The following is an 11,919-nucleotide window of genomic DNA, read 5'->3' on the forward strand; positions in this document are numbered from 1 at the left end:
TGGCGCCGCGTCGCTACCCGCTACGATCGATGCCCGACCGTCTTCTTTTCCGCTATCGCGCTCGCCGCCACCGTCATCTTCTGGCTCTGATCAATGAGTCGTGACCCTAGCGACCTGCTTCCAGTAAGCGATCATCGCGATCAACGCTTTCCAGTCTTTCTGCATCTTTCTCACTTGAAGACAAATATAGCGGGCTTGTATCGCATCGGATATCACCCCGCCTAACTGACTTTCTCATCCCGATCTTCTAGGCCGGATCGACACTCAGGATTCCCAAATGGGCTGAACGCTGATTCATAGGCATCCGTGTAGAGACGCGAAGCGGGTTGGCGGTCAAGCGGTACGAATTGAGCGATGCGCAATGGTTGCCGATCGCATCGCTGCTGCCGGGCAAGGCGGCTGATCCGGGGCGCTCTGGAACCGACAACCGCTTGTTCGTGAACGGATGTCTGTGGGTGCTGCGCTCTGGCACACACTTGTGTGACCTGCCTGAGCGTTACGGCAAGTGGAAGACGGTGCATCAGCGCTTCAGCCGCTGGTGCCATGCCGGCGTCTGGGAGCGGGTGTTCGAGGTGCTGACGGCCGACCGGGACAACCAGTATCTGATGATCGACAGCACCATCGTTCGCGCCCACCAGCAGGCAGCAACCGGAAAAGGGGGGCCAAGGATCAGGCGCTGGGGCGTTCCCGAGGCGGACTGACGACCAAGATTCACATGCTCGCCGATACGTTCGGCCGCCCTTTACTATTTCGCATCACGCCGGGGCAGGCCAGCGACATCGCCTCTGCTCCTGCGCTGCTCGAAGGCCAGTGGGCAAAGGCTGTTCTGGCTGACAAGGCGTATGACGGCAACGACTTGCGTGCCCGGATCGCCGCCATGAAGGCTGAGGCGGTGATCCCGTCCAGGCGCAACCGCAAAGTCGCCATCCCGCACGATGTCGGTGCCTACAAGCATCGTAACCAGATCGAACGATGCTTCGGCCGCCTGAAGCATTTCCGCCGCTTCGCCACTTGCTATGATCGTCGAACCGCACACTTCACCGGATTCGTCCATCTCGCCGCCGCCATGATCTGGCTGCGCTGAATGTCGATCGGCTCTAACGAGCAGGGTTGCCAGGATCCGGTAGGTGAAAACCTGCGCATCGACCGCCATCGTCAGTTCGCCATCATGGGGATAGCCAGATACAGGCTGCGCGCGAAATCCGTGATCCGCGCCATCATCCAGGGGCCCAGCACGATCAGCAGCATCGCGGCGACGAGGATCTTGGGAACATAGCTCAGCGTCATTTCCTGAAGCTGGGTCGCGACCTGAAACACGCTGATGCACACCCCCACGACCAGCGTCGCGCCAAGAAGGGGGCCAGCGATCATCAGGCAGGTCCACAGCATGTCGTTCATCAGGTTCAGCGCGTGATCGGCTTCCATGTCGGCCCCCTGCCCCCAGCGACAGCGTCCGGCATCGCGCCATGGACGGTCCGGCTTTCCTTACCGAACTTGTCCACTCACATAACCGACAGGCGTGTCCATTATGGATGTTGTTGGGTGATCGTCGTGACCGGATCGTGCAGACGGTTGTGCCGGACGGTGCGCGCGTGTCGTCGTTGCCGTCGGCAGGCCCGGCCCTACCCGCGCAGTCCCGCCCGCCCGGCCAGTTCGATCGCGTATTGCCATGCGACCCGGCCCGACCGGCTGCCGCGCCGGGTCGCCCATTGTACCGCGTCGTCAGGATCGAAGGTCAGTCCTTGCGCCCCGGCATAGGCGGCGACGATCGCCAGATACCCCGCCTGATCGAGCGCATGGAACCCAAGGCTCAGGCCGAACCGGTCGGCCAGCGCGAGCTGGTCGTCGATCGAATCGCGCGGGTTGATCGCGCTGTCCTGCTCGGCGATGTCGCGCGGGATCAGGTGGCGGCGGTTGGCCGTCACGATCAGGCGGACGTGATCGGGCCGCGCCTCCGCCCCGCCGTCCAGCATCGACCGTAATGCCCGCCCGTCGCCCGCCGCGTCGAAGCCCAGATCGTCGATGAACACCGCGAACGCGCGCGCCACCGGCTCCAGCGTCGCGAACAGCGCGGGCAGGCTTGCCAGATCGGCGACCGCCACCAGTGCGATGTCGCCGCCCGCATCCTGCACCGCGCCGACCGCCGCCTTCACCAGCGCCGATTTGCCGGTGCCGCGCGCGCCCCAAAGCAGGACGTCCTGCGCGGCATGGCCGGCCGCCAGCCGCCGGAGGTTCTCGACCAGCGCGGCCTTCTGCGCGTCGATCCCGATCAGCCGGTCGAGCGGCAGGGGGGCAAAGCCACGCGCCGGGTGCAGCGCGCCGTCGCGCCAGACATAGGCCGGGTGCGTGCGCGGATCGACCGGTGGTGCCGGCGGTGGCGACAGGCGTTCGAGCGCGGCGGCGATACGATCCAGCGGGTCCATGGGGAGGCTCCTAGCCGATCGCGGCAGGCCGGGTCACGCCCCCACCGCCGCTCTCAGGGCCGCCAGATGCGCGGCGATGGCGCGATCACCCGGAGCCAGCGTCCGCGCCTTGTCCAGCAGCACCCGGGCCGCCGCCGCATCGCCATCGACATGCGCCGCCCAGCCATAGGCATCGACCACCGCCGGCGTCATCGGGGCCAGCGCATAGGCCGCCGCGCCATAGATCCGCGCGACCGCCCCGTCGCCATCCCCGGCATAGGCGCGCGCCAGGTCGACCAGCAGGGCCACGTCACGATTGCCGATGCGCGCACGCACCCCCTCCAGCGTCTCGATCGCGGCATCCCACTGCCCGGCCGCGACCTGCCAATGACCCAGCAGCGCCCGCGCGGTCAGGGTCTGCGGGTTCTGCGACAGGTACAGCGCCAGCGTGGTCGCCGCATCGGCGGGGCGGTTCGCCCGGCCCAGCGCCTCGACCAGCCGCAGCATCGTCGGCTCGTCGAACGACAGGTCGGCCGCACGGGCATAGGCCGCCGCCGCCTCGCCATAACGGCCACCCGCGACCAGCACGTCACCCACCGCCAGATGCGCCGCCGCCGCCCCTGGTGTCGCGCGTGCCAGTCCCTGCGCCTGCGCGAGCGCCCCGGCCCGGTCGCCGGCCCCGACCAGTCCGCGGATCAGCCCGACGGCATAGGCCGGGTCGCCGGGCACGCCCGCCTTCGCCGCCGCCAGCGCGCCGATACCGTCCTCGGTCGCAAACGGCGTGGCCGCGCCATTGACGCCGAAGGCCACCCGGTCGATCAGCCGCGCCGCCGCCGTCCGGTCGCCCGTCATTTCCGCGCTGCGCCCCGCGAGCCGCAGGGCATAGCCGTCGGCGTCCGCACGCACCATGATCGGCCGCAACATATCCAGTGCAGCCCGCGCATCGCCCGACCGCGCCAGCGACGCCGCCAGCATCCGCCGGACCGCGACGTTCATCGGCTGGGCCGCGACCAGCGCCCGCAGGCCCGCATTGGCGCGCTCATAGCGGCCCGCCTGATAGTCCAGCAGCGCACCCAGCCACACCGCGCCCGGAACGCCGGCCCGGTCGCCGCCATGGTCCAGCATCGCCCGCGCCAGATCGCGCTGCCCGGCCCGCGCCGCCATCACCGCCTGCAGGTACAACGCGCGCGGATCGCCCGGCCGTACCGCCAGCGCCGCGCGGGTCGCCGCCAGCATGTCCGCGTTGCGCCCCGCATCGCCCAGGGTTTCCGCCGCCGCGATCAGCGCGGGATAATAAAAGGCATCGCGCGCCCGCGCCGCCGCGAACCACGGCAGCGCGGCGACCAGCCCGTACCGCCGCCGGACGATCTCGCCGCGCAGCACGAGCGCCGCCGGCATCCGCGCATCCGCCGCCACCGCGCGCGCCGCCGCGACATCCGCGCCGGCCACGTCGCCCAGCGTCAGCCGCAACCGACCAAGATCGGTCCACCCCCTCACATTGTTTGGATCCGTCGCCAGAACCGCGAGCAACGCGTCCTGCGCCTCCACCGGCCGCCCCTCGACCGCCAGCGCGCGCGCGGCGATCCGCTGCGCGTCGGCGCGGTCGGCCGGCGGGGCCAGCGCCGCCTCGGCCCGTGCGCCGGCGGCATCCCCCTGCAAAAGCCGCGCCTGCGCGCGCAGCGCGTGCAGCCGGGCCGGGGCCGCGCCGGTGTCCACCGCCCGCGCCAATGCCGCCTCCGCCGCCAGCCCGTCGTCCAGTTCCAGATAGGCGCGCGCCAGCACCACCTGCGCCGCCGAGAGCGACGGATCGGCCGCCAGCGCGGCTTGTGCGTTGCTGCGCGCCGCACTGTAGTTGCCCGCCGCCAGCGTCGTGCGCGCATCGGCCAGCAGCCGTACCGGGTCGACCGGCGCGCGCCGCTGCGCCAGCACTATCCCGCCCAGCACCAGCATCAGGACCAGCACCATCGCCGCGATCAGCCGGACGCGGTTGCCGATCCGCGGCAGGCGCAGCCGGGACCGCCGCCGCCGACGATGCAACAATGGGTAGCGGGCGGTTGCGTCAGCCATGCAGGTCGTAACTCTTCAACAGGTCGTACAAAGTCGGCCGACTGATCCCCAGCAGCCGGGCGGCACCGGAGATATTGCCCTCCGCCTGCGCCATCGCACGGCCGATCGCCGCGCGGTCCGCCACCTCGCGCGCACGGCGCAGGTTCAGCATGGGGCCGTCGTCACCGACCCCGTCCAGATCCAGGTCGGCGGCGGTCACCAGCTTGCCCTCGGCCATGATGACCGCGCGCTTCACCCGGTTTTCCAGTTCGCGGACATTACCCGGCCAGCCGTACCCCTCCACCGCCGCGCGCGCATCGGGGGCAAGGCCGGTCACGCCCGTCCCCAGCGCCTTGGCATGGCGGGTGACGAAATGACGCGCGAGCAGTGCCGCATCCCCGGCGCGCGCGCCCAGCGCCGGGATCTTCACGACGATTTCGGCCAGCCGGTAATACAGGTCCTCGCGGAAACTGCCGGCCGCGACCATCGCATCGACATCCTGATGCGTCGCGCAGACGATTCGCGTGTCGACCGGAATCGCCTTGCGTCCGCCCAGCCGCTCGATCACCCGCTCCTGCAGGAACCGCAACAGCTTGACCTGCAGCGGCAGCGGAATGTCGCCGACCTCGTCCAGGAACAGCGTACCGCCCGCCGCCTGCTCGATCTTGCCCTCGGTCGTCTTCACCGCGCCGGTGAACGCGCCCTTTTCATGCCCGAACAATTCGCTTTCCAGCAGGGTTTCGGGGATCGCCGCGCAGTTGATCGCGACGAAATTGCCGTGCCTGCGCGGGCTGGCATCGTGCAGGCCGCGCGCCAGCAGTTCCTTGCCGGTCCCGCTCGCGCCCAGCAGCATCACCGACACGTCGGCCGGCGCGACCCGCTCCAGCATCCGCGTCACCTTCGCCATTTCCGGCGAGGCGAACACCAGCCCGCCGAAACCACCGGCACCGGGCCGGCTCGCCAGCCGCCGGTTCTCGGCCTCCAGCGCGTGGACATGGAACGCGCGCGCCACGATCAGGCCCAGCGCGTCGATGTCGATCGGCTTGGCATAGAAATCCCACGCGCCGTCGTCGATCGCCTGCAACGCGCTTTCGCGCGCGTCGTGGCCCGACGCCACGATGACCTTGGTATCGGGCTTCAGCGCCAGGATCTGCGCCAGCGTCGCGAATCCCTCGGTCGTGCCGTCGGGGTCGGGCGGCAGGCCAAGATCCAGCGTCACCACCGCCGGCTCATGCGCGCGCACCGCGTCGATCGCCGACGCCCGGTCGCCCGCCACGACGACGGTATAGCCCTCATAGGCCCAGCGCAGCTGGCGTTGCAGCCCGGCATCGTCCTCGACGATCAGCAGGACCGGCAGGTCGGCACCCGCGCTCATGCCGCCCGCTCCATCGCGTCGGCCAGCGGCAACAGGATACGAAAGCAGGTGCCCTCGCCCTCGCGGCTGGTCACGCTCATGCTGCCACCCATCGCCTGTACCAGTTGCCGCGCCTCATAGGCCCCTATCCCGAAGCCGCTCGGCTTGGACGAGGCGAACGGGCGGAACAGCTCGTCGCGCACGAACGTCGCCGTCATGCCGCAACCGCGATCGACCACCTCGATCGCGACATGATCGCCGGCGCGCGTGGCCGTCACCCGCACCGGGCTACCCGCCGTGCTGGCCTCCACCGCGTTCTGCACCAGATGGCCGATCGCCTGTTCCAGCCGCGCCGGATCGGCCAGCACCAGAGGGAGGTCATCGACGCTCGTCGCGATCGGATGCAGCGCCCGTCGTCCGGCCGCGACCTGTTCGATCAGCCGGGCGATGTCGACCGGCTGCACCGCCTCGGTCCGGGCGGGGCCATGTTGCGACAGGCGGGCCAGCAGGGCGTTCATGCGGTCGGACGAATCCTTCAGGGTTGCGATCATGTCGGCGCGGAAATCCGGGTTGTCGGCGTGGCGTTCGGCGTTGCGCGCGACCAGGCTCAACTGGCTGACCAGATTCTTGATGTCGTGCAGGATGAACGCGAAGCGGCGGTTGAACTCGTCGAAGCGGCGTGCATCGGCCAGCGCGGCATGGGCGCGGTCCTCGGCCAGATAACTCGCCGCCTGCCGCCCGGCGAGCCGCAGCAGGTCGAAATCCTCCCAGTCCAGCGTCCGCTGGAACGGCGGTCGCGCGAGCAGGATCGCACCGACCAGCGCCCCGACGTGCAGCAGCGGCACGATCGCCCAGATCCGCCGGTCGTCCAGCATCCAGGCCGGCACGGCGGCCGCGTCCCCCGACACGTCATCACCGGCCCCCGAGCGCAGCCGGTCCAGCTCGATGATCCGGCCGGTGCCGGCCAGATGGCGGACCAGCGCCGCATCATCACCGCCGGATGGCCGTACCCCGTCATCGCGCGCGCCATCATCCCTGGGGCCATAATCCCCGGCCCCATCATCCCAGGCCCAGTCGGCCACCGCCTCCAGCCCGTCGGTATCCACCACCAGCAGCATGCCGGCCGGCGAGCCGGTCAGGTCGGCGATCGCGGTGATGATCCGCGTCTCCAGCGGGGCCGCGCCCTTGTCCGGGCGACCCAGCGTGTCGGTGAACCGCTGCCATTCGGTGCGATAATCATAGCGCATGCGAAACAGATGCTTCTCGATCGTCACCCGCGTCCACGCGCGCAGCCACGGCGTCGACACCAACGTCATCAGGCTGGCGGTCGCGCCGAACACGATGCCGGTCTGGATCAGCCGCACCTGCGATCCGCCGACCACCGCGACGATGCTGGTCGCCGCCACCACGATGGCGGCGAACGCGGCCAGTGCCAGCCCGGCCAGCAGCCGCAGCGTGATGCCGCGCGATACCAGCAGGGCATGGTCGCCGCGCTTGCCGCTGGCGATCGCGAAGGCGGCCGCCGCGACGATCGCCGCCCAGCCCCGCATCAGGACCACGACCGGCCCCCAGCCATCGGTGGCATAGACCAGCGCGTAGCAGACCAGATCGCTGCCCCACAGGATCGTCAGGACCGCCACGACCGATCGCGTCGCCATCCCGCCATCCGCCATCCGTCCCGCCGCGTGCAGGTCGCGGACCAGCACCAGCGCGGTCACCGCGATCAGCATCGCCACCGCCTGCCGGCCATCCATCAGCACCTGTCGCATCGCCGGCGCGGGCGTTCCGCTCTGGACCAGCGACAACCCGAGCGCGATGAGTACCAGCAGCGCGGCGACGCCATAGATCAGCCCCAGAGTCGCACCTAGCGGCGTACCCAGCGTCGCACCGGGCATGACGCCGCGCGCCCGTCGCCAGCAGGTCGCGCAAAGCGCCAGCAGCGCCAGGTTCCGCAACGCCTCCGCAATCCGCGTGGCGACATCGGTGGCCCCGATCCCCGCGATCGCCAGCGCCCACAAGGCGGTCGCGCCCAGCGCCACGACCAGCACCGTCGCCGTCACCCCGGTCGCATCGCCACGCAACCGCGAGAAGGCCAGCGCCCCGAACAGCAGCGCCGCCAGCGAATAGGTCCACAGCGTCAGAACGGGCAGTAACACGCCCATGTCAGCGCGCGCCGTCCGACCACAGCACGACACGGATCGTCTGCAACAGGATCAGCAGGTCGAGGAACGGCGAATAATTCTTGGCGTAATACAGGTCGTATTCCAGCTTGTGCCGCGAATCCTCGACCGACGCGCCGTACGGATAGTTGATCTGTGCCCAGCCGGTGATCCCCGGCTTCACCATGTGCCGTTCGGCGTAGAACGGCAGATGCTGTTCCAGGCTCTCGACGAATTGCGGCCGTTCGGGCCGCGGGCCGACGAAGCTCATTTCGCCCTTCAGCACGGTCCAGGTCTGCGGCAGTTCGTCGATCCGTACCTTGCGGATGAAGCGGCCGATCCGCGTGATCCGGGGGTCGTTCTCGGCCGCCCAGACGGCGGTGCCCGCAACCTCGGCATCCTGCCGCATCGAGCGCAGCTTCAGGATGTCGAACCCCTGATTATAAAGGCCGACCCGACGCTGGCGATACAGCGCCGGCCCCTTCGATTCGATCTTGATGGCAATGGCCGCGACGATCATCACGGGCAGGGTCAGGATCAGCAGGATCAGGCTGGCGGCAATGTCGAACGCCCGCTTGAACGCGCTCGACAACAGTCGGCCGGACGAAAATCCGTCGGAAAAGATCAGCCACGACGGATTGACGCTCTGCAGGTCGATCCGCCCCGTCTCGCGCTCCAGAAAACCGGAAATCTCGCTGACGAGCACGCCGGTGGTCTTGACCCGCAGCAGATCCTTGACCGGCAGCGCGTTGCGCCGCTCCTGCAACGCCAGCACCAGTTCGGTCGCGCCGTTGTCGACGACATGTGCGGCAAGGTTCGGAATGGCTGCACGCGGCACCGAATCGGCGATCACCGTATCGGGCTCGCCCATGTCGACGAACCCGGCGATGACGAAATTGGCGCCCGGCTTTGCCCCCAGCGCCGCGATCCGCGCTGCCCGGCTGCCCGCGCCCAGCACGATGATCCGGTGCTTGAACCGGTCGCCGCCCAGCGTCCGCCCCAGCATCGCCCGGATGCCGACCAGCAGCACGGTGGCGACCAGCATCGAATACAGCAGGTTCGACCGCCAGAACGTCAGCGACGGGGTCAGGAAGAAGATCACCGACTGAAAGATCACGCCCAGCGAAATCGCGACCGCCAGCCGCGCCGCCGCGAACCGCAGCGACAGGAACGATGCCGCGCCATAGGCCCCGACCGCGATCAGCGCGATCTGCAACGACAGGGTGAACACCAGCAATTGCGGGATCCGGTCGATCATCGGCCCGGGGGCGATGTCGATCTGACGCGCGCGGACCACCCAGCCGATCTCCGCCGACGTCAGCAGCAACAGCATGTCGACCAGGCCGAGCAGCAGCACGACATGCGGTACGTAGTGCTTGAACAGCCTTATCATTGCGTGACGCGATCCCGACAGATACGTGTAAACTATACCGACAACACATTTATGTCGCAGGAAATGGCAAACAAACGCTGAAGACGTGCGTTAGGCGGTATTAGGTCGGGGATGCCCTTTTGCCGCAGGGCATCCTATGACAGTGCAGGGGCATGGCCCGGGGAGAGCGAGTACACGTGAGCAAGACGATTATTCCCGTCATTCTGTCTGGCGGATCCGGTACGCGACTGTGGCCGATGTCCCGCCCGGAAATGCCGAAGCAGATGCTGGCCCTGACCGCACAGGACACGATGTTGCAGCTGACCGCCCAGCGCGCCGCCGGCCCGGCCTTCGCCGACCCCATCGTCGTCGCCAACGCCCGCCATGCCGACATGGTCGAGGCACAGCTTGCCGACCGGGCCGTCACGCCGCAGTCGCTGATCCTAGAGCCGACCGGCCGCAACACCGCGCCGGCCATCGCGCTGGCCGCGATCGCCGCCGGTGGCGGGTCTGATCCGCTGCTGGTCATGCCGTCCGATCACGTCATCGCCGATGTCGATGCCTTCCACGCCGCGATCCAGGCGGCCCTGCCACTGGTGCGGCAGGGATGGCTGGTCACTTTCGGCATCAGCCCGGATGCACCCGAAGTGGGCTATGGCTGGATCCAGGTCGGCGACACCATCGAACCCGGCGTCCACCGCGTCGCCCGTTTCGTCGAAAAGCCGCCGCGCAGCCGTGCCGAGGAAATGCTCGCATCGGGCGACCATGTCTGGAACGGCGGCATCTTCCTGTTCCGCGCCGATATCTATCTTGGCGCGCTGGCGGCGCATGCCCCGGAAATGCTGGTCGCCGCGCAGGAGGCCATGGCGGCGGCAAAGCGACAGGGCATTCGAATCTTCCCGGATGCGGAGGCGTTTGGCGCATCGCCGTCCGACTCGATCGACTATGCCGTCATGGAAAAGGCGGACCGGGTCGCGGTCGTCCCCGTGTCGATGGGCTGGAGCGATCTTGGCAGCTGGGACGCGCTGCATGCCATCAGCGACCGTGACGATGACGGCAACGCGCATGGCGGCGACAACGTCCTTGCGATCGAGACGAAGAATTGTCTCGTGCGCAGCGATGGCATCAAGATCGCGCTGGTCGGCGTCGAGGATCTGATCGTCGTCGCTAGCGGCAATGACATCCTCATCCTGCCGCGCGGCCGCAGCCAGGAGGTCAAGAAACTGATCGAGGCGATGAAGGGCTGACGGTCCGGCCGGGGGATCACCTCCCCCGGCCGATACAATTCAGATCAACCCTTCATGGGTCATCGCGGTCTTCACCGCGTCGCGCGCCATCATCCGGTCGCGGAACGCCGCCAGTTCGGGCGGCAGGTCGACACCCATCTTTCCAGCCCACAATGTCATGACGAACAGATAGCAGTCAGCCGCGCTGACATCGGCACCGAACAGGTAATCACCCTTCATCGTGCCGACGATATAGCCGAACCGCTGTTCGATCGTCGCCTTGGCGGTCGCCTTCACCTCATCGGTCGCGCCCTTGAAGAACGGTGCGAAACCCTTGTGGATCTCGGTCGAGATGAACGCCAGCGCCTCCAGCAGATGGGTATGGCCCAGCGGCCCCTGGGGCTTCAGCGACGGGGCCTGGTGCGCGATCCAGTCGAGGATCGCGATATTCTCGCTCAGCAACTCGCCACTGTCGAGCGTCAGCGCCGGGACATAGCCCTTGGGATTGATCGCGGCGAAATCCTCGCCATGCTCGGTGGTCTTCGCCTTCAGGTCGACCTTCACATGCTCGAAATTGAGGCCGGCCTCGTGCAGCGCGATGTGATCGGCAAGGCTGCACGCACCGGGGGAATAATAGAGACGCATTGAGTGATCCTCGTCTTTGGGTTCGCCTGTGCCAACGCATGGCGCGTCCATCAGTCGCCTGCAAAAATCTCGTCGCGTGGAACCGTCAGGCCGAGCGCGGGCAGAGCCAGGTCGATCGCGTCGGACAACAGCGTTTCGGTCCAGCCGCCCGGGATCCGCTGGTGCACCGCGATGCTTTCCTGCTCGACGTCGATGAACGCGATGGTGTCGACGGTGGCGATACCGCGATACTCGTCCTTCTTGACGGTCAGGTCGTGCGTGCGGGTCGACGGTGACAGCACTTCGATGACGACGCGTGGATTGGACAGGGTCCGGTCGTCGGGACGATCACCCGCCGCGGCGCAGTCGATCGTCACGTCGGGGAATCGCACCGAATAGTCGTGGGTGCGCACCGCCATGTCGGAGCCATACGGCCGGCAGCCTGATCCGCGCAGGGCGTTGCCAATCGCGATGATGAGGTTCGACTGAACACGGGCGTGAGCGCGCGTTCCACCCGCCATCATACGGATGGTACCGTTGTCCAGTTCGGCCTTCAGGTCCGGACCGAAGTCGATCTGCAGGAACCCTTCCGCCGTCAGACGCTCGCTTCGTGCAACTGTCGCCATGTCTGCAGAATACGCCTGAACGGGACACAAGAAAAGGGCCGGAGGGTTTCCCCTCCGGCCCGTTTCCGCAAGCGTGGTCGGTCGTCGGTATGGAACGGTCCGGGGGGACG

9 protein-coding genes and 2 pseudogenes are annotated in these 11,919 nt (G+C 68.1%); 3 read left to right on the plus strand and 8 right to left on the minus strand.

The window, feature by feature from the left end; translation table 11 throughout:
- Together ASE75_RS15465 and ASE75_RS15135 are read left to right on the plus strand one after the other, a co-directional pair.
- A pseudogene (locus tag ASE75_RS15465) lies at positions 1-90 on the plus strand (IS5 family transposase); the annotation flags it as partial.
- A 275-nt stretch (positions 91-365) separates the two neighbouring features.
- Positions 366-1,084: pseudogene (locus ASE75_RS15135) on the plus strand (IS5 family transposase).
- 71 nt (positions 1,085-1,155) lie between these two features.
- Here ASE75_RS15135 and fliQ read toward each other — a convergent pair.
- The 6 genes from fliQ to ASE75_RS09025 all read right to left on the minus strand — a co-directional run bounded on the left by fliQ (position 1,156) and on the right by ASE75_RS09025 (position 9,354).
- Entirely contained in the window at positions 1,156-1,425 is a 270-nt protein-coding gene (gene fliQ, locus ASE75_RS09000; protein ID WP_055932285.1) for a flagellar biosynthesis protein FliQ, read from the minus strand.
- A 197-nt stretch (positions 1,426-1,622) separates the two neighbouring features.
- Positions 1,623-2,423, minus strand: coding sequence for an ATP-binding protein (locus ASE75_RS09005; RefSeq protein WP_055932289.1), 801 nt, complete (start codon positions 2,421-2,423; stop codon positions 1,623-1,625).
- 33 nt (positions 2,424-2,456) lie between these two features.
- Positions 2,457-4,469, minus strand: coding sequence for a tetratricopeptide repeat protein (locus ASE75_RS09010; RefSeq protein WP_055932292.1), 2,013 nt, complete (start codon positions 4,467-4,469; stop codon positions 2,457-2,459).
- Positions 4,462-5,823 carry a PEP-CTERM-box response regulator transcription factor gene (gene prsR / locus ASE75_RS09015; protein WP_055932295.1) on the minus strand — a complete coding sequence of 454 codons (1,362 nt, stop codon included), beginning with the start codon at positions 5,821-5,823 and terminating at the stop codon, positions 4,462-4,464. Before prsR ends, ASE75_RS09010 begins: the two co-directional genes overlap by 8 nt.
- Positions 5,820-7,964, minus strand: a complete 2,145-nt coding sequence (gene prsK / locus ASE75_RS09020) for an XrtA/PEP-CTERM system histidine kinase PrsK (protein WP_055932298.1) — start codon at positions 7,962-7,964, stop codon at positions 5,820-5,822. Before prsK ends, prsR begins: the two co-directional genes overlap by 4 nt.
- Before the next feature lies 1 nt (position 7,965).
- Positions 7,966-9,354 carry a TIGR03013 family XrtA/PEP-CTERM system glycosyltransferase gene (locus ASE75_RS09025; protein ID WP_055932300.1) on the minus strand — a complete coding sequence of 463 codons (1,389 nt, stop codon included), beginning with the start codon at positions 9,352-9,354 and terminating at the stop codon, positions 7,966-7,968.
- 176 nt (positions 9,355-9,530) lie between these two features.
- On the opposite strand from ASE75_RS09025, the gene ASE75_RS09030 reads away from it, so the two are divergent.
- A complete protein-coding gene (locus ASE75_RS09030) occupies positions 9,531-10,580 on the plus strand; it encodes a mannose-1-phosphate guanylyltransferase/mannose-6-phosphate isomerase (RefSeq protein ID WP_443025313.1) in 1,050 nt (349 codons plus the stop codon).
- 39 nt (positions 10,581-10,619) lie between these two features.
- Here the strand turns inward: ASE75_RS09030 and ASE75_RS09035 are convergent, their stop codons facing one another.
- The gene (locus ASE75_RS09035) at positions 10,620-11,204 is read right to left on the minus strand and encodes a glutathione S-transferase N-terminal domain-containing protein (protein ID WP_055932306.1); all 585 of its coding nucleotides are present in this window, start codon (positions 11,202-11,204) and stop codon (positions 10,620-10,622) included.
- Positions 11,205-11,254: 50 nt separating this feature from the next.
- Positions 11,255-11,809, minus strand: coding sequence for a Uma2 family endonuclease (locus ASE75_RS09040; RefSeq protein WP_055932309.1), 555 nt, complete (start codon positions 11,807-11,809; stop codon positions 11,255-11,257).
- Positions 11,810-11,919 lie beyond the last annotated feature (110 nt).

The organism is Sphingomonas sp. Leaf17, from assembly GCF_001421505.1.
Taxonomy (GTDB): domain Bacteria; phylum Pseudomonadota; class Alphaproteobacteria; order Sphingomonadales; family Sphingomonadaceae; genus Sphingomonas.